Raw genomic sequence first — 21,752 nt, 5'->3', positions numbered from 1 at the left:
ATGGATAAAGGAAATCAAGCAATGAAGCAAACGGGGTCAGAGACCAATCTAAATACCAGTATTTCTATGTCGGAGCCGAGATTGGCGAAGTCATGGTTGGTTCGCTGGATCTGTATTGCACTGGCGGGGTTATGTCTGGTCTTAGGGACGATCGGTTTGGTGGTTCCTGGTTTGCCTACGTTTGATTTTTATTTTCTTGCGACGTTGTTTGCTGCAAAGGGTTCGCAGCGAATGCATCAGTGGATTGTTAATAATAAAGTCATTGCTCCAATTTTACAGCAATGGCAACTCAAACGAACTTTACCTGTAAAAGTAAAACTATTTTCTTTGGCCAGTATGAGTGTGGCTGCTGGAATTTTAATTTGGACTGTGCCTCATCCATGGGCAGTAGGGACCATTGTTTTGATGATGGTTTGTGTGCAATTGTGGATGTGGTTAAAAGCATAAATGAGGATAATCTCAGGATGGAAATCTTTGAATATTATAAAAATACTGAAGAACTTAAACGCTTGCTGTTGCAAGCAAACTTAAAAGTAACCACAACACGATTAACTGTACTGAATATTTTAAGAAATGCACAACGAGAGCTGACAGCAGCCGAAATTTTGTATAGTCCAGATTTAAAAGTGAAAAAATTATCTTTTGCTGGTGTCTATCAAACCCTGAAACAGCTTGTTAAAGCAGGATTGTTGGTTAAATTTAAGCTGGGCAGTGAACAAGCATTATATTCATTCAAGGGAAGTCAAACCAATATGAGAATATATTGTAAAAAGTGTAGTCAGTTGCAACAAATTAATGATGAGGCTTTAGAGCAGCAAATTCGAGGACTTATTTTAGAACATGGTGCAAGTTCATATCATCTTGTTATAGAAAAACCCTCTTGTCCTTATTGTAGTCATTAAAACAACATGCCAAAGGGTAGATTATTTTATGATAAAAATATCCATAAATAATAAATCGGAATTTACACTGAATGATAACCAAGATATTGAGGTTCAATGTGCATTAACTATTGATAATTTAACTTTATTTTTTAAGTATATTAAACGATCAAATAGAACATAAGGATGTACATGAACTAAAAAATAATCATATATACGGGGAATTTCTCTCAGAGTGTCTTGACATTTAAATGATAATTATTATCATTTAACAGACCGTCAAAGAGTTGATCCTATTGTGAACAAAAATCCTGCATTTGTAGATCAATTGTACCGTAATCACCAATCTTGGTTGCATCAATGGCTTAGAAAAAAAGTAGGCAATAGTGAGCAAGCTGCAGATTTGGTACAAGATACGTTTATTAAAATTCTGCAAACGCGTGATGAACTTTTTGGAGTAAAAGAACCTCGTGCATATCTGGTGACCATTGCTAGAAATTTAATGATTGATCAGGTGCGCCGTAAGCGCATAGAACAAGCCTATCTGAATGAATTAAGTCAGATGGAATATATGCTGGATACAATTCCTTCGCCAGAAGATCAACTTCAGGTTGTTCAAGCCATTGACCAGATTTGTCAGGCTTTGATACGCGTCTCTGAAAAAGCACAGCAAGCTTTTGTGCTACATTATTTTGAAGGTTTAACCCATAAAGAAATTGCAGAAATCATTGGTGTTTCAACCAAGATGATTCAAAAATATCTAGCAACTTGCCTTGTGCAATGCTACGCACTGAAACAAGAGAAGGATTTGTTTGAGTAAATGATTGAAGAAGAGAAGAGTAAGCAACAATTAATCGAAGAAGCAGCGGAATGGATTGTGCTGCTGAGTACCGATGATGACTTACTCAAAAGAACAGCGCAAACAGATTTTGATGCTTGGAAAAGCAAGAGTCCGCAACGCCAAAAAATTGCTCAAGATATCGAGCAATATATTACTTCGATTCAAAAACTGGTACAGACTCCACAACAACAGAAAATGACCCAATCTGTCTTAAAAACAGGTTTGCATAGTGCCCGTAAGCAAAAAAATATGCGCTATGGTGGAATTTTAACGGTGATATTGTGTTGTGTAGGGGGTATTTATAGTTATTTTATTTATCATCCAGTGTCATATCTAACCGCTGATATTAAAAATCATGCGGGAGAATGGAAAACCCAAACCTTAGCAGACGGTTCACAACTTAAACTCAGTGGTCAGAGTGCGGTTAATCTGGACTTCTCAGCAAATCAGCGTGTTGTGGAGTTGGTTCAAGGAGAAATATTTGTAGATGTGGCCAAAGACAAAGCCCGTCCTTTTATTGTCAAAACCCAACATGGTCAAATTGAAGCATTGGGAACTGCATTTAGTGTTCAATATCAGCCAGATGCGACTGGGCTTAAAATGCTACATTCCAAAGTGAAAGTTCAGTCCTCGAAACAAGACGAAGATCAAACCAAAGCATCTTCTGTGATTGTGACAGCAGGGCAAGAAGTCATACTTGATCGAAATGGTATACAACCTATACATACTTTTAATTTATACAATGAACAGCAGAAATGGAATCAACGGCATTTGATTGTTGAAAATATGTCTTTGTCAAAAGTGCTAAATGAGTTGAATCGAAATAGTAAAGAAAAAATTATATTTAACGCTGACAAGTTAGAGCAAATTAAGGTCAATGCTGTATTGCCTTTAGATCATACCGAAAGTGCATTGCAATTATTAAGCAGTGTGTTCCCTCAGCTAAATGTCTATCAAATTACCCCATATTTCACAGTTGTGACTTTGCAATAAACATCATGATTTAAGCACTTGGTTTGAATCATGCTGTTTAGCTTTAAATTAGACCTAAAATTTTAGGATAAAATATGATCAAATCTTCTAATTATTCATACAAGTGATTTACATCAAGTCATTGATCATGAATGAAACTTATGTTTTGTATGAACTTTTAGAAACTGTTGGTTAACAATTCATTTTTTGTGCTTTTGAATCCTAGATGGTGATCTTACCGTGGGGCGACATGGATGTCGCCGTTTGGCGGGGGTATAGGACGTACCCCTCGCCAAACAAAAGATTTTTGTCATCTTTTCATCTCTGAAAAGTGAGGCATCGCCTACGCAAAGATATTTAAACTTTGAATGTAAGTTGTGGCATTGCAAACTTTTTATAATCAAACAATTTATTTTCCTATACAATTGATTTAATTAAAAATATTAATTAAGAGAAATTATATTCTTGTGTCTGAGTTTATGAAAGGCTGACTATGCATATCGTTTTTAAAAATGATGGATAAATATAATCAATAATAATCTTGGAAAAATAAAAGATAGATAATTTAAATTTATTTTGAATAAACGGTTCCACTTTTTCAATTCTTGTACGTCATAGTAAGTAGAAGCAAATATTAGGAATACATTTAATTTAATATATTGAATGATTCTTATTTACATTTACTGGGGCGTAAAATGAGTGAAGCTGTTTGCGGTCAAAAGCATCCAAAATATTCTTTCAAAGTGACATCATTGGCATTGGCGATTCATCTCGTTTGTGTGGGTGTAGCAACAACAGTCGCGACACAAAGCAGTTATGCGCTCAGTACAGAAACGCAGTCATATCATATTCCAGCGGGTTCACTTGCCAGTGTTTTAAATACCTTTGCTGAGCAAGCGGGTACATCGATTGCAATTGATGCAAATCAGCTCAAAGGTAAAAGTAGCTTAGGTTTAAGCGGACAATATAATCTAGAAAACGGCTTTCAACATATTTTAGCAGCAACCGAGTTTACTGTGGTGAAAGTTGGAAATGGCTATATATTGAAGCATGTGGATAAAGCTGAAATTAGACCCATTCCAGTACAATCTCAGCCGATGATAGCTGATCAAGAAAATGTCGTACAACTTAGCCCAATGACTGTTTTTGGCACAGTCAGTCGCGATACAAAAGGGCAGAATGATGTTTATGATCAAGATATTTCTAGCGTCTATGCCAGCAAAGAGCAAATAGAACGATATAAAGGTGCTCAGCCAGCAGACTTATTCAAGGGAATGGTCGGCGTATACAGTGGTGATGCCCGAAACAGTGGTGCTTTAGATCCAAGTATCCGTGGTGTTCAAGGACCGGGCCGTGTTCCTGTCCTTATTGATGGGACAGAACAGGCACTCACTGTATGGCGTGGCTATAACGGTGCGAATAATCGGAGTTATATTGATCCTAATTTAATCGGTGGGCTACAAGTCATTAAGGGGCCTTCCATCACACGCAATGTAAATACAGGTGTGGGTGGTGCGGTCGTTATTCATACTCTAGCTGTAGATGATGTTTTAAAGGAAGGTAAAAATTTTGGTGGGGAGATAAAAGTAGAAACCAGCAGCAATGCAGTGAAACCTAGAGAACCACAACTATTAACTGGTCAAAGCATTTACGATAATCCAAATTATCCAGCTACAGGAACGGACTGGCAAGGCAATCCAGTTTTCGAGCCTTATTATGATCCATCCTTATTTAAAGTAGCACGGCAGAATAAAGAAAATAATATTTATTCAGGCGATGATGTTGCAACACGTATTGCTTTGGCAGGACGTAGTGATAATTTTGAAGTTTTGGCTGCTTATGCTTATCGTAATAAAGGCAATCACTTTGCAGGGAAAAATGGCAGTGATTTTTATGATAAACCTGCCACAGGACGATTTAATTACGTTCCATACCTTGCCAAAGTTTACCCAGGAGGTACAGAAGTTCCCAATACATCCCTTGAAACAGAATCTTATTTGTTAAAAGCGGCGTGGAAACCTACAGATGAACAGCGTTTAGAGTTCGGTTATCGGGACAGTTCAATCATCAATGGAGAAATTTTACCTTCACGAATTGCTTGGGGTGAAGTCGTCAAAAATAAAGCAGGGGTACCACAATGGCCTTTAAGTCATATCGACTCCAAAGCCTATAATATGGAATACAAATATCAACCTCAAAACAATAATTTAGTCGATTTCTACGGCAATATTTGGCGGACTGATACCAAGAGTCATACCTATAGTTCAGGTGGATTTCCCAATGATACCAATGCAAACTTGGGTGTTTTTGTGAACAGTGCTACCGCAAACTCAGACAATACTCGCCAAGGAATGACCCTAAGTAATAAGTTTAAATTGCTGTCTAATCTGGGTTTAACTGTTGGGGGGAGTTTTCAAAAAGAAAAACTCAGTTCGGATGATATTTATAAAGACCCGAATATTAACGGAACAAATTCGGGTTATAGGATGTTACCGAGAGCAGGTCGTCGAGAAGAAAAAGAATTTAATTTTAACTTTGACTATCAACCTGTCTCATGGCTGAATTTAAACGCAGGTGCAAGATATCAAAACTATTGGGCCTTTGATGATTTTCTTAATGAACGAGTCAATGCGGGTGATCCCCAGTTTAGCCTGATTAAAAAAGCCACGGCATTAAGTATGACTTATTTTACTAAACGCCCAAATATGACACCAGAACTTGAACAGCAAACACGAGAAAGTATTGAGGCTCTTGCTTTAGCGGAAGGTTGGACTGAGGAGCGCAAGCAGGCTCGAATTTTAAGTCGAATTTATCAGAAATCTAATAAAATTGATTACAAAATGGATAACCGTGGAAAATTAACCATTGCCAATAATCCCTTTTTAAATGGGACCTTAGTACAAGGTCGGGATTATGGATATTATTCTGGTAGTGGCATTCCTAGCGGTTATGAAGATATTGATTTAACCAAAACAGGTGTGCAAAAAAGCAAAGATCATGGTTGGACACCGACAGCTTCAGCAACGGTTAATTTTAGCCCCAATAGTCGAATGTATTTACGTTATAGCGAAGCTTATAGAATGCCAAGTATGTTTGAAAGCACGATTGGGTTTTCTGGAACCTTAAGTGGTTATAAGTTACAACCAGAGCATGCATCAAATTATGAACTTGCCTATGTTCATAATCTATCTGAGTTATTTAAAAACAGCAGTTATGCAGATATTAAATTGGCTTATTACTATAACAAAACTAAGAATGCGATTGAGCGTAGTCCAACTTTGGCATTTAGCAATGTCGATAGCCTTACCACAGAAGGATTAGAACTGCAAAGTCGCTTTGACAATGGGCGTTTCTTTACTGACTTAAGTGCCAATTATCGTTTTAAAAATAAAGTTTGTGATGAAAACTCAGCGATGCTTTTAGGGGCGAGCCACCAGTTTTTATTAAATCGTTGTGTTGATGATGGATTTGTAGGCGGATATTTGGTCAGTATGGCAACCCCAAAATATTCAGTGAATTTAACACTTGGTGGACGATTCTTTGATCAAAAACTTGAAGTCGGAACTCGTGCGAGTTATCACCATAAGTATGAAAATCCTGAAACGAAAAACTATAACGATATAGAGATGAGTTATTACGCCAATACCCCTTTGGCATGGAACTCAATGACCATTGTGGATGCTTATATCAATTATCGACTTAAACAAGACACCTTATTTGAACTGGTGGGGACTAATCTCACTGACGAATTCTATATTGATCCATTAACTCGTTCGGCAATTGCAGCACCAGGTCGAACATTTAAGCTAAGCATTACCCATAAGTTTTAAGGAACTTAGAGGTAATTAACCAAATTTATTGCACTTGGTGTGCAATAAATGTGTGGAAAATAAGACACGTACTCCTTGATTTTACACTTGAATTTAAAATTAAAATCAGTGCAGCACATGTTTTATTTTTAATGATAATCATTAAGACTTTTATTTTTATTCTTAATGATAAAACTTTAAAACTCATATCGAGGAACTTAAAATGAAACTTCAATCTATCTCATTGGCTATTTTACTATCTGTTGGTTTAGTGGGTGTTGCACAAGCAGCTGTTGTAGGTGAATCAAGTGATATTGGTAATATTGTAGTTGGTTCTACAGGTTCACTTGGACCGACTCATCCAAACTCAGGTGTTGGTTTTGGTGTTAACACTCTTTATAACGGTGCAATTGTTGCATTCTCAGGTTTTAACGGCTATGCAGATGGCAATGGCGTTGTACGTCTAAGCCCTTACTTACCTGGGCTTCCAGCATCTCATGCTGGGATTGGTTATGCTAACTATAAACAAGTGCCTACACAAGACGTTTGGTTTGGTGAGTGGAATGCCGAAGCCAAAGATGCCAGCGGTAAGCGTTTAGGTACGGTTGATCCAGCAACACACACTGTTTATTACAATGGTAAAGATGCGGATACCAGCGTACCGTCTACAGGTACTGCAAATTATAGTGTTCAAGGTGTCAATAATTATAATGGCTCTAATTTATTGTCAGGTACTTTTACCGCTAACTTTGCAACCAAACAGTTAACGGGTTCATTGAGCGATAGTTCACGTACCTTTAATTTGGGTACTGCAACAATTAATAACGACGCAACGATTAGTGGTTCAAATGCATCTTGGACGACTAATCCGTCAGCTGGTGCAGGGACAGTTTCAGGTCAATTCTATAATAGCCAAAGCAGCTTAGCTGGAATTGCAACATTTAACAATAATGTGCATGACGTTGCTTTTGGTGGAAAAAAATAATGATTTAAATGAGAAAGGCTTACTTCGGTAAGTCTTTCTTTTTTTTTATTCTATCTGGTGAGTTTATAGATGAAAAAAATAGTATTGCTTGGTGCCGTATTGCAGTGTGGACAATGTGTTTATGCAGCGGATGATACCAGTATCAGGTTAAATCAGGAAATTAGCCAACAGCAATATCAAAATGATAAGAAATTACTCAAATCAGAAGACCCTAAGAACACACAAGCATTACCGAATCTGATCATACAAGGTCAAGAATATGTGGTTAAGGATGAACCCGCAGAAGTTGCATATGCACTTTACTTGGCAGTGATGCAAAAACAATGGCAAGTGGCTTTAAGTTATCTTGAAAAATATAAAAAATTTCCAAATTATGATCAGGCTTTGACTGAGTTCGCTGAGGGTGTCATGGCACGAACACAGGGGAATTTAAGTTTAGCTGAGAGTAAACTTAAACATAGCCTAGAGATTCAATCGAATAATTTAATGACCCAACTTGAGCTGGCTCGTATCTACACCGAACAACAAAAAAATCAGCAAGGTCAACAGTTATTTCAGCAGATTCAATCTCAACTGGCTCTGTCTACAGATCCTGCTGCCCAAGGTATAGGTCAAACTGTAGAGATGTATCTCAAAGGGCTTAAACAACGAGATGAATGGCATGGTTCATTGGCTTTTGGTTCACGTTATGCCAGTAATGTTAATAATGCTTCCGATAAATACGACATCATTACGTATTATGGCATTGACCCTGAGACTAAGAAGGTCGTTCCTATTGAACAAGTAAAGCGTGGCACACCTGACGCGATCAGTGCGCAAGGTTTGGACTATGAAGCGACCTTAACTAAACGATGGTCGCTTTCTGGACAACATGGCATTGCATTGCGCGGATTATTCTATGGTCAAGTTTATCCAGAGCAGACAGATTATAATGAATTAACTTTTAACTTAAATGCGGGTTATAGTTATTACAACGAACGTAATCAAGTCTTGATTGCACCCGTATTTGAACATAAATACTATGCCCACGACCCGCTGTATAGTGCTTATGGGCTAAGGGGTGAGTGGATGCGTTTTATCTCTAACGACAAAGCTGTCAAGTTAGAAGCCGAAATGAAGGATATAAATTATTCCCAGTATAAAGGCCAAGATGGCGTGGAATATTCAGTCTATTCAACCTTTTGGAAAATTTTACCGAGAAACTGGACGCTATTTGGCGGACTGGATTTTGTCGACCATAATACCCAAGAACAATATTTTACGGCTTATCAGCAACAGGGCATACGTTTAGGCCTTTCCAAAAACTTTGACTCAGGTTTTAACGCAAATTTGTTTAGTTCTTTCCGTTGGCGTCAATTTGATAAATTTACTCCGGTATTGGAGGCTAGACGACATGATTTTGAACAAAATTATACTTTGATTTTAAGTGCACCTCGTTGGGCTTTTTATGGTTTAACACCTAATCTCACTTATCAATATAATCAAAATAACAGCAATGTAGAGTGGCTATATTCTTATGATAAACATAATGTTAGTTTAAAGCTGGAGCATCGGTTTTAAAGTGTTGTAGAGGTTTTATTACTGAATTCTAATTTAGGCATTTATATAGCCAAATTGAATTTCGATAAATCTTAGTTTTAAATGGGTCTAAGATATAGAGGAAATCTGTTGATTTCCTCTATTCATTCATCATTTATTGAGCAAGAAAGCTGACAGCTTCCTCAATCAAGTCTGAAATTTCTTTTGGATGTGATGCCAAAGAAGCATGACTTGCATCTAGCGAAATCACTTTTTTTGCATTTAAGCGTGCAGACATGACTTTTTGATTTTCAGGGTGGATCATTCGGTCTTGAGTCGAGATTTGATACCAAGATGGTTTCGTTTTCCATGCTGGCGTGGAAATCGTATCGCCAAAAGTGCTTGCTACTGGCGCTTTTTGGGTGATACCCATTGCAAACCCTTCATCTTTGGTTAAATCCTGACAGAAACTTTCATGGAATTTATCTGCTTTAAGCCAGAGATAACCATCACTGTCTGGTTCTAAGTTTGGTGCAGCTTCAGGTAAATGTTGTTGAGTAATGCCACCAGGGCTTTCGTTTGAGTCAGGTGCAAAAGCAGCAATATAAACCAGGCCTACCACATTCGTTTGATTGCCAACTTCAGTAATTACAGCGCCACCATATGAGTGACCAACCAGAAGCACATCTCCTTTAACTTGCGCAATCATTTTTCTAGTTCGTTCAACATCTTCAGCCAGTGAGCTCAGCGGGAGTTCTACTGCACGTAATGATTCATATCCTCGGTGAGACAGCTCAGTTACCACTTTACTCCAATGAGCAGCGCCTCCCCAAAATCCGTGTACGAATATAATTGTCGGTTTATTACTCATGTGTGTCTCCTAGCTAAATGCTATTGTATTTGTTGAGCTAAATGGTTGAAGAATTTTTGTATAAAGATTGGATAGATACAGGATGTAATTTTTATACTCAAAAAAGCTTCTATAAACGATTATTCATGTTTAAATTCACTTTAACAATAACAGAAACACCAATGTTTTTGCAGAAACACTTTTTAGGAATTGTGACAAAGAATGAGAGATGAATATGCTGAAAAAAGTGCTTTAACGGATCTATTCTTTGATATTTATCAGTTTGCAAAAATATCAGGTGAGATCTATGACTTCGCGCGATTTACAGATCAACAACAGTTAAGCTTTAAACAGGATTATGCATATATCCATATCGTTCAGCAGGCGACATGCAGACTTAAAGTAGCAAACACTAATCTAGATCTTGTTTTAAAAGCAGGGGATATTATTGTTCTACCTTCGGCTGGAGAACACACGATTGAATTGTTGGATGCTGAAAACCAAACAGCCGCTGTGATTAGCTGTATTTTTAAACTCAGTGGAATTTATGGTGAAGCCATAATCGAGGGGTTGCCTCGCTATATCCATGTCCCATCGCATAATGATACTGGTAAAATTGCAGAATGGGTGCCAATGACTGTTGCTGCGATAAAGCTTGAGCTTGAGCATCCTAGCCTTGGTAGTCAAGTGATGCTTTCACGAATCATTGATCTTCTATTGGTGTGGTCAATACGGTTTTGGTTGGTAAAGGCGACCATTGAACATAAAAGTTGGATTGTTGCTTTACGTGACCCTGCGATTAGTAAAGCATTATCTTTGATGCATGATCGTCCTGCTTATGCATGGGATGTAGAAAATTTGGCTCAATCCACCCATCAATCACGTTCAAGTTTTGCTAAAAAATTTGTTGAACAAGTCGGTGTTTCTCCAATTCAATATTTAAAAAATTGGCGGATGAGACTGGCAAGTCAGTTTCTAAAAGAGACAGACAAAAATATCTTTCAAATTGCTGAATTAGTAGGATATAGCTCACAAGCAGCATTCACTCGTGCTTTCACACAAACATATGGATGTGCACCGAAAGTATTTAGAGCGTCATTGATACAAAGTGATCAATAAATACAAATGATCAAAGTTAGTTTTTATGCTTTAAAACGCGCTTTAACACTGAATCGTATTTAGCCAAACTGATCTGGAACAGCAATAAAACTTGAAGATTTAGGCTAGATTTCAGATTTTTATTAAAGACTTGCTTAGATTGGTTAATGTCATAAATGTAATTCCCATGACCGTGAATTGTATAGTTTCGACCTCTAGAATGAAATGATATCTCAATGGGAAGAATGACATGAAAACTTTAATCAGATTAACTGTTATTGGTCTTTGTAGTGTTTCAAGTTTAAGTTTTGCATCACATCAAAATACGCAAGAAATACGCATTGATCACTTTGGTACAGGTAGCGATGGAGATAATACGTCAGGTCTTTTATTGAAAGAGCCAATAAAACTTGTGCCTTATTCAAAGCTTGATCAAAATAAGGAGCCGAGAATTGAACATTATGGCACAGGCAATGATGGAGACAATACCACAGGGTTATTATTAGTCGATCATGAAAAGTACTATGCGGCAAACACATCTACTGTGCAAGTTGATACTGTACGTATAGATCATTACGGTACTGGAAATGATGGAGACAATACCACGGGCTTGCTCCTTAAAGAATAATTTGCATAAAGCATAGATGCTTATTGATAAAACATCGTGACGTGTTGATAAGCAATATCAACAAATCTAAAAATATAAACAAAGATAAAAAAATGGGTGTAATCAATACACCCATTTTTCATTTAAACCAATCTCGTCTTATTGTGCTGCTTTTTCAGCTGCGATTGAAGCAATTGCTGCATCAACACCGTCAATAGAATCTGCAGCTTTTTTAATACGAGCAAGCGCATCAACAAGTACTTCATCTGCAGTCGCATAAGAAATACGCATATAACCGCCTAAACCAAAAGCATCACCAGGAACTACAGCTACACCAGTTTCTTCCAATAACCATTCTGAGAATTCTGTGCAAGATTTTAAGCCTTTTGCACGAATCAAAGGACGAATGTTGGCATAAGCATAGAATGCACCATCAGCAGGTAAGCAGCTAATCCCTTGAATTTCATTCAAGCCATTCACAACGAGATCATGACGACGTTTGAATGCTTCAATCATCGGTTGAAGTACATCTTGAGGACCATTTAATGCAGCTTCAGCAGCAACTTGTGAAATCGAAGTTGGGTTTGAAGTTGATTGTGATTGGATTTTTTTCATTGCGCCAATCAATTTTGCAGGTCCTGCTGCATAGCCGATACGCCATCCAGTCATTGCATATGCTTTAGATACACCGTTAAGCACGATAACGCGCTCATAAAGGTCAGGAGCTACAGTAGCAATATTGTAGAACTCATCATCCCAACGGATCGGCTCATACATATCATCAGAAGCAACATAAACTTGAGGATATTTACGGAGCACTTCTGCTAAAGCTTCAAGTTCAGCTTTGCTGTAGATCATGCCTGTTGGGTTAGAAGGGCTATTTAAAACCACCAAACGTGTTTTGTCTGTAATCGCAGCTTCTAGTTGAGCAGGTGTCATCTTGAAACGTTGTTCTTCACCACATTTCACGATGACAGGAACACCTTCAGCAATGATCACCATATCTGGATAGCTTACCCAATATGGTGCAGGAATAATGACTTCATCACCTTTGTTTAACAAAGCAAGTGCTAAGTTAAAGAAAGACTGTTTACCACCGCAAGACACTAAAATCTGATTTGCAGCATAGTCAAGATTGTTATCACGTTTTAGCTTCGCAATAATTGCTTTTTTAAGGCCTGGTGTACCATCAACAGCGGTATATTTGGTAAAACCGTTGTTAATCGCTGTAATAGCAGCATCTTTGATGTGTTGTGGGGTGTCAAAATCTGGTTCGCCAGCGCCCAATCCGATTACATTTTTACCCGCAGCTTTTAATTCAGCAGCTTTGTTGGTAACAGCAAGCGTTGGAGACGGTTTGATGGCATTTACACGATCAGAGAGACGTACGTCCACGGCATTATTCCTTCTTATAGGGATTAAAAAAATAAAAAGCACATTATCATAGCCTAATTTTTCATGTTTGGTCGTCTAATATCTATGCAAATTCAATAAATATTCATGAAAAGCAGAAATTAATGTATCAAGAGAATACAAATAAAAGCGAAAGTTTAAGAGCACTCGCATCAAAGCTGAAATTTACGTACAATATAGCCAGTTAAAATTGAGTGAATCACATGAGCACCCAAAATACTCCCAAAAAGAAGCCATTGGTGAATTTACCATTTCCAATGCCATCATCTTTAGAAAATGATGATGATGTTGCCCACAACAACGTCCGTCCTAAACCTGAGCAATATGCAGATCGTACTTGGATGCCACCTCGTGGTACACGCCGTTCGATGGGAAAACGCTAAGTGTTTGAGATATAAAAATAGGTGCTTGATGCACCTATTTTTATAATAAGAATTAAAAAGAATCGTTTACTTAACGCTATAGCATTTATCCTTGTGGAATATTAAGCACTACCATTTAACATTTCCGTGACATATTCATAATAATTTTTTTTCTTTTGATACATCAATAAATCTGCACGTTTCAACATATTGTCTATACTTTCATTTGCAGATGTTGTTGCATAACCAATGGCAATACTAATAGGCTGTGACGAATAATATTGATTGTCGATATTGAGTAATTCTTCAATGGTCATAATCATCGATTCGACGGTCTGTTCATTTGCCGCAGGCATAAGAATCACAAACTCATCTCCACCAATACGGGAAGCGGTATAACTTGTATTGGCAATGGTGCGAGTCAGAATATTGCCCATTCGTCGCAGCAATTCATCACCGACATCATGACCCAACTGATCATTGATGGCTTTTAAACCGTTCATATCAATAAAAATGGCTGAAGTCGGACGCAGTACACCACGCTCTAAACGATTAATTTCCTCTGTATAGAACGAACGATTGAATAATTTAGTCAGAACATCATGTTTTCCTAAATATTCCAAATACGTTTCTGCTTTTTTCCGTGCAGTAATATCAGTCAATGCAACTTGCACTAGACTCCAGTCATGTTCATAACCTGGGAAAACAGTAAATTGAAGCAATACATTTCGTACTGAACCATCCAATGCATAATTTACAGCTTCACGTTGATGATGAATTTTACCATTCCAGAGTTCAATCAGTTGCTCACGGAAAGTCTGATACATCTCTTTTGCAAATACTTTGTTTAAGTTTTTAAACAGGGTTTCTTTGTCTTTGGCTTTAAATAAATCAAGGGTTGCTTGATTGACATCCAATAAGATGATGTCTTCGATACACTGGTTTACAAAGTCGGTATGTACATCTAAGAAGGTGCGAAAATCTTCGATACCAATTTCACGGAGTTGGTCTATGCGGAGTCTTACACGACTAAAATCTTCAACCCACAACGAGGTAGGCGAGTAAATAAAGCGAGATTCTGCCAGTTGGCGATTTTTTTCTTCTAAACGGCGCGCATTTTGATAGTCCGTAATATCTTCAGTGGTGATTAAAACCCGGTCTAAACTGACTTCTGAACCCGGCATGATGATACCGCGTAATTTGATGTCTAATTTTTTGCCTGAAATCGTGTAATTGACTGTGGTATTTGAAAACTCAGCTTCTCCATTCCAAAGTGCAACCAGCTCTTTGATATGTGAGTGCAGCATTTCTTTCTGAAAAATAATATTTAAGTTCTGATACAGGTGTTGCTGATTTCTGGCTTCAAATAAATCTAAGGTTTTTTTATTGACATGTAGAATCTTAATTTTATGTGCGCAAGCCGTAATCTGATCTGGATTTTCTTCTAAAAAGCTTTGAAGATTTGTGATTCCTTGGCCTTTCCACTGATTAAATTGTTCTCTTACTTCGCTATAGTCCTCTATCCACATCGGGGTAGGTGATATATCAAAAATAGAAGAATCAGAAAATTCCATTATAAGATTCTCGTGTGTTGAGCGGTGATCTAGAATGTTTGAAATATATCCTAAAAAAGAGCGATATAAAATAATAAAATCCAAGTTATTTATTACTTATTGTATTTTATGATCGCTGGTTATCCTTTTATTGGGTTTACATTGATGTTGGTTAATTTCAATTAATTTCTTTAATTCTTAAAAGACATTAATCCGTATTTAATAAATAATATGCTTGCTTATCTTGATACATAATTTGATCTGCTTTTTTTAATAAATCATCAATATTTTTATAATGGCTTGTTGTCGCATAACCAATCGCAACATGAATTGGATGTTGAGGATTGTTCAGTCGATCTATCTCTAATTCTTGTTGAATGATCTTAAGTAATGTTTCTATATGCAGATGATTTGATTCAGGCATAAGAATCACAAATTCATCACCACCAATACGCGAAACAGAATAAGGTGTTTTGATGGTGGATTTTTTTAACAGATGTGCAAAACGTTGAATCAGTAAGTCGCCGACATGATGTCCCTGTAAATCATTCACTCTTTTTAAACCATTGATGTCTAAATACATACATGAAAGTGAATTAAATTTTTGAGATTGTAAGCGTTGAATTTCACCGATAAAAAATGTTCGATTATATAACTGCGTTAATTGATCATGTTTACTGGCATGTTGCAGATGATCTTCTAATTTTTTTCGTTCCGTTAAATCGGTAAAGGCAATTTGCACGGTATCCCAGTTATGTTTTGAATCTGGAAAAATAACAAACTGTTCGAGTACATGCAGCAAATCTCCATTGATTGACTGGTATTCACATTCTCGTTTAAGTTGATGATGATCATTCCATAAATGTAATAATTGTTTATGAAAATTTTGTTGATAATTTTCTCTAAAAATATGATTTAAATGCTGATAAAAATGTTGTTCATTGTCGGCATTAAATAAGTCCAGTAAAGCTTGATTTACACCAACGGATCGGATGTTTTCAAAACAAAGAAATAGAAAATCTGGATTTTGCTGAATATATTGATCTAAGTCAGTGACATTATTCGCTACTAATTGATTAAATAATGATTTTATTTTGCTGTAGTCTTTGACCCAGAGGGCAGTGGGTGAATGCAAAAATAGGGATTCTGCAATCCGACGTGCATTTTGACACTGAGAGATATCTTCCGTGGTTAATAAAACTCGATCCCAGCTTTGTTTCGCATCCGTTAAAATATTGGCTCTAAGTTGGATATCAATTTTTTTGCCTTTGCAGCTAAGGTTGACCACTTGAATCGAGCAATCTGTTTCTTTATTCCAAAGCGCTGAAAAAAATTGGATATGTAATAGTTCAGTATTTTCTGTATGCATTTCCGGAAATTTTTCTAAAATCTCCGCTAAATCATCAGCTTCATATAAAATCAGGGTGCTTTTATTGATATGAATGGTGCGGATCGCCGCCAAACAAGGTTTTAAACGGCTAGTATCTTCCAATAGATGTTGCTTAATATCGGAAATACCTTGCGCGGTCCATTCATCAAATATTTTTTTTATACCACTAAAATCTTGTAGCCACATGGCAATTGGAGACAAATCAAATATTGTTAAATCCATTTGCTCCATATATTTTCCAAAAAATTGTTTATTAATTTAGGGGCTGTTGACATTTCATAAATGGCTTGCGTTGTAGGCTAAAATTGAGCAGACAAGGCATGAAACGAAGAGAATAGCGAGACTATTTTCGAGTGTCATAACGTAGGCTGAGATAATTTTAGCCACAACCCTTCGGGACTTGTGTGTTTTTTGCCGCTACGTGTTACCTTACGAAACGATGTTTCTCATCATTTAGAATGACTAAATTTCATACTTCGTGCCTAGTATCGCCTAAAAAATACACGTAGTCGCAAACATAGACGAATTGTTAACAACCCCTGTTTAACTATATAACATAAGTAAAAACTTAACATAAATAGTTGTTCAATTAAAAATAATCACAGCATTTTACTTTTTAGCCCGATGTTCTGCTTTTGGTGCAGCAATAGTACGCTGACCAGTCCATACTGCAATAAAGTCTGTTTCATTTAAATTATAGAGTTCTAAAAGTGCTAAAATAGCCCCTCCAAAAATCATTGAACCTTCTGAATTAGATTGAAATTCAAATATTTTTCCATTTAAATTGTGCAGGATATCTTGTATTTCAAAAATACGATCTCGACCATTACTGTCGTTAGGATACATTGGCGTATTGAGAATAATCGTAGCAAGGCTTTTTTCAGCTTCAGTTAAATCTAAGCTTTGAATCTTTTGCTCTATATCTGAACTAAATATGACGTCATCAGTTAAAAAACTATGCAGTAATTTTTGCGTGAGCTTAGGCAAGGTTTTTTCTACAAATGGACGGAATGAAGCAGGGAAGATCACATTGCGTGAAATACCTTTAAACATCGGCGCGATTTCTTCGACTTTATAGCCTGCAACACCACAACCCACCGACGTAATAAAATATTTCATCTTCGGGTGATTTTTTGTATAAATTTTAAAATCATCAATATAGTGTTGAATTTGCGAAAGTGGCATTTGTTGTAAATGTTCATTCATGGTCGGTATAGCAAAACTTTGTCCTGCCCAGCCACGTCCAACACCTTTGGTTGCGCCAAAATGTAAATGTGCTGTTTTTGCCGCACCGCCTTGATGAGTACCCGCCATATTACTACCAAAAACAAACACAGTATCTTCTGGCAAAGTTTTGATTATGCTTTCATCATGATAGTGATATGTCATGTTTTTCAATCTTTTAATTGGCTTGTTTCCATGTTGCTATTGAAATAAAAAAGGGTCAAGGTATTTGTTGAATATTGTGTAAAAAGCCCCATCTAGAATAGGTGTCAATGTATGGGTTTAATTGGTTTCTGTTAAACTACTGTGGCTTCTTCCCGATTGGTTAAAGAGTGAATTATTGTGAGTGAACATCAACCTTTTGAACTTGTTACAAATTATCAACCTGCTGGGGATCAACCACAGGCAATAGCAAAATTAGTCGAAGGCATAAATAAAGGTTTTCACGACCAACTTCTACTCGGTGTAACGGGTTCAGGGAAAACCTATACCATGGCAAATGTGATTGCACAAACGCAACGTCCAACTATTGTCATGGCACATAATAAGACTCTCGCTGCACAATTATATGGTGAATTTAAAGCATTTTTCCCAAACAATGCAGTTGAATACTTCGTTAGTTATTATGACTATTATCAACCTGAAGCTTATGTACCATCTTCGGATACTTTTATTGAAAAAGATTCAGCAATCAATGATCATATTGACCAAATGCGTCTCTCTGCTACACGTGCTTTATTAGAACGCCGTGATGCCATTATTGTCGCTTCAGTATCCGCAATCTATGGTTTAGGTGATCCCAATGCTTATATGAGTATGTTATTGCATATTGTACAAGGGGACAGAATTAGTCGTGATGACATTATTCGCAGACTTGTTGAAATGCAATATACCCGTAATGAGCTGGAATTTTTACGCGGTACCTATCGTATTCGTGGCGAAATTATCGATATTTTCCCTGCTGAATCGGACCAACATGCAGTTCGGGTTGAGTTGTTTGATGATGAAGTCGATTCAATTCGATGGTTTGATCCAATTACTGGGAAAATGGTCCGTAAAGCACCGCGTATAACAATCTACCCAAAAAGCCATTATGTAACACCAAAAGACAATTTACAGCGTGCGATTGGAACGATTCGCGATGAATTGGCTGATCGTTTAGTGTTCTTTAAAGAGCATGAAAAACTCCTTGAAGCACAGCGGATCGAACAACGGACCCGTTATGATTTAGAAATGATGCAACAATTGGGTTATACCAATGGCATTGAAAACTACTCACGTCATTTATCTGGTCGTCCAGCGGGTGAAGCACCTCCGACATTATTTGACTATATCCCAGATGATGCGTTACTGATTATTGATGAATCGCATGTGACTGTTCCACAAATTGGGGCAATGTATAAAGGTGACCGTTCACGTAAAGAAAACTTGGTCAATTATGGTTTCCGTTTACCTAGTGCATTGGATAACCGTCCGATGAAATTTGAGGAATGGGAGCGTATTGTTCCAACCACTATTTATGTCAGTGCAACACCTGCGAAATACGAACTGGAAAAATCTGAACAAGTTGCAGAGCAGGTGGTACGTCCAACAGGATTGGTTGATCCAGAAATTGAAATACGTCCTGTATTGACTCAAGTGGATGATGTGCTTTCAGAAATTAATATCCGTAAAGAACTCGATGAACGTGTTTTAGTCACCACCTTAACCAAGCGGATGGCAGAGGACTTAACTTCATATTTAAAAGAATATGGGGTTAAGGTGGCTTATTTACATTCAGATATTGATACCGTTGAGCGTGTCAAAATTATTCACGAACTGCGGACAGGAGTACATGATGTTCTGGTCGGGATTAACTTGTTGCGTGAAGGTCTGGATATGCCAGAAGTATCGTTGGTTGCCATTCTTGATGCAGATAAAGAAGGTTTTCTTCGTTCTGAACGGTCGTTAATCCAAACCATCGGTCGTGCCGCTCGTCATTTAAAAGGTAAGGCGATTCTATATGCTGACCGTATAACTGATTCGATGCAGAAAGCCATAGATGAAACTGATCGTCGTCGGGCCAAACAAATTCAATTTAATGAAGAGCATGGCATTATTCCACGCAGTGCTGTACGTCAAGCAATTAAAGAAATTGATACTGGTGAAGTGATCAGCGATGATCAAATTGAAGCAGGTATTAGTGACCAGCATCAGGCTTTAACTGCGGATGAGCGTCATATTTTATCTGATCCAAAACTCTTTACGAAACACATTAGCAAGCTTGAAAAAGAAATGCTAAAAGCGTCTAAAGAACTGCAATTTGAACAAGCTGCGCGATTACGTGACGAAATTGTGCGTTTAAAAACCAGAATGTTAAAGTAATTGTCTCATTGTGAGATGATTTCACTTTTGTGCTTGCTGTAGCTTTAGCTCGAACAAGGATACATAAAGCTACAGTCTAAGTTTAAATTTCTGATTATTTTATAATAAATAGTAAAAAGTAATGCTGAGGGTATAAGGTGCAATTATTTAAAATATTACCCAATTCTTATGACTTTAAAAAATTAATAATCGTATTCGGGATGGTTTTTTCGAGCTTTTTTTATCCAAAAGCCTATGCGGAAAATTCGACTTTAGCTGCGATTCCAAAATTGGAATTGGGTCAATATTTAGGGCTATGGTATGAAATTGCCCGCAAGCCAATGTATTTTCAAAAAGATTGTAAGTCTGATGTGACTGCACGATATACCGTGAATGAATATGGCAATGTCGCAGTTGATAATCGATGCGTAGATCAAAATGGACAAGAATTACGTTCATTGGGTGAAGCATTTATCAGTAATGAGCCGTTTAATTCAAAATTTAAAGTAAGTTTTATTCCAGAAGCGATTCGTTGGATGCCGGTGGGACGTGGTGATTATTGGGTGTTAAAAATTGATTCAAACTATCAAATGGCTTTGGTGGGAGAACCTAAGCGAAAATATTTGTGGTTGCTGTCTAGAGACCCTCATCCAGATGAAGCAAAAGTAACTGAATTTCTTCGTTATGCCCAGACTGTTGGTTTTAACTTAAAAGATCTGATTCGAACCAAGCAGAACGCGCAAGAATAATCAGAAATTTAAGCCGATATATTTTGAATATTTCGATATTTGCAACTCTTGAGTTTGGAAAAATAATTGAATATTCAAATTAATTTTGGGTGAAGATGTTTATAATGCCTAAGAATTTATTTGAAAATCACCGTGAGGCGACAGATGTTTAAGGGCGTCGTATTGTCTGTATTGGCATCTGTAACATTTGGGGTCTTATACTTTTATACCAAATTGCTGGGCGATCTAGATAGTCAACAAACCTTTGGTTGGCGGATTATCGCCACTTTACCGTTCCTGACCTTATTTATGTTATTGAGCGGTGATTTTGTCCATGTTAAAACCATTTATCATCGAATGGTCAAACAACCTGCTTTATTACTTTTATTGATCATCACTTCTATTTTGACCTGTTTCCAACTTTGGCTTTTCCTTTGGGGGCCGATGAATGGACGCGGCTTACAAGTATCGCTTGGGTATTTTCTTTTACCCTTGGTTCTAGTCCTTGCAGGTAGCATTTTTTATAAAGAGAAATTATCTAAATTCCAGATGGTTGCCGTTGCTTTTGCGGTGCTTGGAGTAGGGCACGAATTATGGCGTTTGGGCACTATTGCATGGGAAACCCTCAGTGTTGCATTGGGCTATTCGCTTTATTTTCTTGTTCGAAAAACTATTAAAACCGATAATTTAGGTGGCTTTTGGTGGGATATTTTAATTTGTATTCCCATCGCAATTTATTTCACTCAAACAGGATTAGATGCTTATAGCCAATTTGCTAATGCACCGGTTTTAATATTTGTGGTTGCAGGACTTGGGATACTGAGTGCGATTGGTTTAGGTAGCTATATTTTGGCGAGTCGCCATCTACCGATGGTCTTGTTTGGATTGTTAAGTTATTTAGAACCTGTCTTGTTGGCCTTAGCATCCTTGGCGCTGGGTGAGTCTATTTCAGCAGATGAATGGTTTACCTATATTCCAATTTGGTGTGCTGTGGGGGTTTTGGTATTGGAAGGGATTTGGCATCTCTATCAACAAAACAATAAACGGAAAAACTTAGCCTTGAATATCGAAAAATTAGACGAAAGAATTGGTTAATCAATAAAAAATAAATTGATAATTATTGGACTATAATTTTTAAAAGTGTTAAATTCATCTCATTAATCTATGTTTTAATTTGG

Annotated in this window: 18 protein-coding genes; 13 read left to right on the top strand and 5 right to left on the bottom strand. The window is 37.1% G+C overall.

Annotation, left to right across the window (positions count from 1 at the left end; genetic code table 11):
• Nucleotides 1-21 precede the first annotated feature (21 nt).
• From CQZ96_RS05485 to CQZ96_RS05455, 7 genes are all read left to right on the top strand, one after another.
• On the top strand, nucleotides 22-447 hold the full coding sequence (locus CQZ96_RS05485; protein ID WP_004721341.1) for a YbaN family protein: 426 nt from the start codon (nucleotides 22-24) through the stop codon (nucleotides 445-447).
• A 17-nt stretch (nucleotides 448-464) separates the two neighbouring features.
• Nucleotides 465-902 (top strand): Fur family transcriptional regulator, encoded by a 438-nt coding sequence (locus CQZ96_RS05480; RefSeq protein ID WP_004820653.1) that lies wholly within the window; start codon nucleotides 465-467, stop codon nucleotides 900-902.
• 277 nt (nucleotides 903-1,179) lie between these two features.
• Nucleotides 1,180-1,701 (top strand): sigma-70 family RNA polymerase sigma factor, encoded by a 522-nt coding sequence (locus CQZ96_RS05475; RefSeq protein ID WP_004721334.1) that lies wholly within the window; start codon nucleotides 1,180-1,182, stop codon nucleotides 1,699-1,701.
• Nucleotides 1,702-2,715 (top strand): FecR family protein, encoded by a 1,014-nt coding sequence (locus CQZ96_RS05470; protein WP_105712954.1) that lies wholly within the window; start codon nucleotides 1,702-1,704, stop codon nucleotides 2,713-2,715.
• 674 nt (nucleotides 2,716-3,389) lie between these two features.
• The gene (locus CQZ96_RS05465) at nucleotides 3,390-6,524 is read left to right on the top strand and encodes a TonB-dependent receptor (protein ID WP_105712953.1); all 3,135 of its coding nucleotides are present in this window, start codon (nucleotides 3,390-3,392) and stop codon (nucleotides 6,522-6,524) included.
• A gap of 202 nt (nucleotides 6,525-6,726) precedes the next feature.
• Nucleotides 6,727-7,488, top strand: a complete 762-nt coding sequence (locus CQZ96_RS05460) for a Slam-dependent surface lipoprotein (protein ID WP_004820661.1) — start codon at nucleotides 6,727-6,729, stop codon at nucleotides 7,486-7,488.
• Between the two features lie 69 nt (nucleotides 7,489-7,557).
• Entirely contained in the window at nucleotides 7,558-9,048 is a 1,491-nt protein-coding gene (locus CQZ96_RS05455; protein WP_105712952.1) for a surface lipoprotein assembly modifier, read from the top strand.
• A 133-nt stretch (nucleotides 9,049-9,181) separates the two neighbouring features.
• On the opposite strand, the gene CQZ96_RS05450 is transcribed toward CQZ96_RS05455, so the two are convergent.
• Nucleotides 9,182-9,877, bottom strand: coding sequence for an alpha/beta hydrolase (locus tag CQZ96_RS05450; protein WP_105712951.1), 696 nt, complete (start codon nucleotides 9,875-9,877; stop codon nucleotides 9,182-9,184).
• A gap of 201 nt (nucleotides 9,878-10,078) precedes the next feature.
• On the opposite strand from CQZ96_RS05450, the gene CQZ96_RS05445 reads away from it, so the two are divergent.
• Together CQZ96_RS05445 and CQZ96_RS05440 are read left to right on the top strand one after the other, a co-directional pair.
• Nucleotides 10,079-10,975: an AraC family transcriptional regulator gene (locus CQZ96_RS05445; RefSeq protein WP_105712950.1), complete on the top strand. Its 897-nt coding sequence runs from the start codon at nucleotides 10,079-10,081 to the stop codon at nucleotides 10,973-10,975.
• A gap of 229 nt (nucleotides 10,976-11,204) precedes the next feature.
• On the top strand, nucleotides 11,205-11,582 hold the full coding sequence (locus CQZ96_RS05440) for a hypothetical protein (RefSeq protein WP_105712949.1): 378 nt from the start codon (nucleotides 11,205-11,207) through the stop codon (nucleotides 11,580-11,582).
• A 138-nt stretch (nucleotides 11,583-11,720) separates the two neighbouring features.
• On the opposite strand, the gene CQZ96_RS05435 is transcribed toward CQZ96_RS05440, so the two are convergent.
• The gene (locus CQZ96_RS05435) at nucleotides 11,721-12,956 is read right to left on the bottom strand and encodes a pyridoxal phosphate-dependent aminotransferase (RefSeq protein WP_105712948.1); all 1,236 of its coding nucleotides are present in this window, start codon (nucleotides 12,954-12,956) and stop codon (nucleotides 11,721-11,723) included.
• A gap of 221 nt (nucleotides 12,957-13,177) precedes the next feature.
• Here CQZ96_RS05435 and CQZ96_RS05430 point away from each other — a divergent pair, with 221 nt between their 5' ends.
• Complete coding sequence (locus CQZ96_RS05430; protein WP_004721316.1) at nucleotides 13,178-13,357, top strand: hypothetical protein; 180 nt, start codon at nucleotides 13,178-13,180, stop codon at nucleotides 13,355-13,357.
• 101 nt (nucleotides 13,358-13,458) lie between these two features.
• Here the strand turns inward: CQZ96_RS05430 and CQZ96_RS05425 are convergent, their stop codons facing one another.
• The 3 genes from CQZ96_RS05425 to CQZ96_RS05415 all read right to left on the bottom strand — a co-directional run bounded on the left by CQZ96_RS05425 (nucleotide 13,459) and on the right by CQZ96_RS05415 (nucleotide 17,668).
• Nucleotides 13,459-14,910 carry a GGDEF domain-containing protein gene (locus tag CQZ96_RS05425; RefSeq protein ID WP_105712947.1) on the bottom strand — a complete coding sequence of 484 codons (1,452 nt, stop codon included), beginning with the start codon at nucleotides 14,908-14,910 and terminating at the stop codon, nucleotides 13,459-13,461.
• A 187-nt stretch (nucleotides 14,911-15,097) separates the two neighbouring features.
• Nucleotides 15,098-16,501 (bottom strand): sensor domain-containing diguanylate cyclase, encoded by a 1,404-nt coding sequence (locus tag CQZ96_RS05420; protein WP_227515095.1) that lies wholly within the window; start codon nucleotides 16,499-16,501, stop codon nucleotides 15,098-15,100.
• A 387-nt stretch (nucleotides 16,502-16,888) separates the two neighbouring features.
• Nucleotides 16,889-17,668, bottom strand: a complete 780-nt coding sequence (locus CQZ96_RS05415; RefSeq protein ID WP_004721311.1) for a hypothetical protein — start codon at nucleotides 17,666-17,668, stop codon at nucleotides 16,889-16,891.
• Nucleotides 17,669-17,845: 177 nt separating this feature from the next.
• On the opposite strand from CQZ96_RS05415, the gene uvrB reads away from it, so the two are divergent.
• The 3 genes from uvrB (at nucleotide 17,846) to rarD (ending at nucleotide 21,669) form a co-directional block, all read left to right on the top strand.
• Nucleotides 17,846-19,867 carry an excinuclease ABC subunit UvrB gene (gene uvrB / locus CQZ96_RS05410; RefSeq protein WP_004721309.1) on the top strand — a complete coding sequence of 674 codons (2,022 nt, stop codon included), beginning with the start codon at nucleotides 17,846-17,848 and terminating at the stop codon, nucleotides 19,865-19,867.
• A 137-nt stretch (nucleotides 19,868-20,004) separates the two neighbouring features.
• A complete protein-coding gene (locus CQZ96_RS05405) occupies nucleotides 20,005-20,595 on the top strand; it encodes a lipocalin family protein (RefSeq protein WP_105712946.1) in 591 nt (196 codons plus the stop codon).
• Nucleotides 20,596-20,739: 144 nt separating this feature from the next.
• Nucleotides 20,740-21,669 carry an EamA family transporter RarD gene (gene rarD / locus CQZ96_RS05400; protein WP_105712945.1) on the top strand — a complete coding sequence of 310 codons (930 nt, stop codon included), beginning with the start codon at nucleotides 20,740-20,742 and terminating at the stop codon, nucleotides 21,667-21,669.
• Nucleotides 21,670-21,752: the final 83 nt, after the last annotated feature.

Source organism: Acinetobacter sp. MYb10, from assembly GCF_002980175.2.
Lineage (GTDB): Bacteria > Pseudomonadota > Gammaproteobacteria > Pseudomonadales > Moraxellaceae > Acinetobacter > Acinetobacter guillouiae.
The sequence above is the reverse complement of the archived record's forward strand: the minus strand, read 5'-3'. Positions and strand labels throughout refer to the sequence as shown.

Coding starts and splice junctions, on each gene's coding strand:
- CQZ96_RS05485 (WP_004721341.1), top strand. CDS start 22: ATGAAGCAAACGGGGTCAGAGACCAATCTAAATACCAGTATTTCTATG.
- CQZ96_RS05480 (WP_004820653.1), top strand. CDS start 465: ATGGAAATCTTTGAATATTATAAAAATACTGAAGAACTTAAACGCTTG.
- CQZ96_RS05470 (WP_105712954.1), top strand. CDS start 1,702: ATGATTGAAGAAGAGAAGAGTAAGCAACAATTAATCGAAGAAGCAGCG.
- CQZ96_RS05465 (WP_105712953.1), top strand. CDS start 3,390: ATGAGTGAAGCTGTTTGCGGTCAAAAGCATCCAAAATATTCTTTCAAA.
- CQZ96_RS05460 (WP_004820661.1), top strand. CDS start 6,727: ATGAAACTTCAATCTATCTCATTGGCTATTTTACTATCTGTTGGTTTA.
- CQZ96_RS05455 (WP_105712952.1), top strand. CDS start 7,558: ATGAAAAAAATAGTATTGCTTGGTGCCGTATTGCAGTGTGGACAATGT.
- CQZ96_RS05450 (WP_105712951.1), bottom strand. CDS start 9,877: ATGAGTAATAAACCGACAATTATATTCGTACACGGATTTTGGGGAGGC.
- CQZ96_RS05445 (WP_105712950.1), top strand. CDS start 10,079: ATGAGAGATGAATATGCTGAAAAAAGTGCTTTAACGGATCTATTCTTT.
- CQZ96_RS05440 (WP_105712949.1), top strand. CDS start 11,205: ATGAAAACTTTAATCAGATTAACTGTTATTGGTCTTTGTAGTGTTTCA.
- CQZ96_RS05430 (WP_004721316.1), top strand. CDS start 13,178: ATGAGCACCCAAAATACTCCCAAAAAGAAGCCATTGGTGAATTTACCA.
- CQZ96_RS05425 (WP_105712947.1), bottom strand. CDS start 14,910: ATGGAATTTTCTGATTCTTCTATTTTTGATATATCACCTACCCCGATG.
- CQZ96_RS05420 (WP_227515095.1), bottom strand. CDS start 16,501: ATGGATTTAACAATATTTGATTTGTCTCCAATTGCCATGTGGCTACAA.
- CQZ96_RS05415 (WP_004721311.1), bottom strand. CDS start 17,668: ATGACATATCACTATCATGATGAAAGCATAATCAAAACTTTGCCAGAA.
- rarD (WP_105712945.1), top strand. CDS start 20,740: ATGTTTAAGGGCGTCGTATTGTCTGTATTGGCATCTGTAACATTTGGG.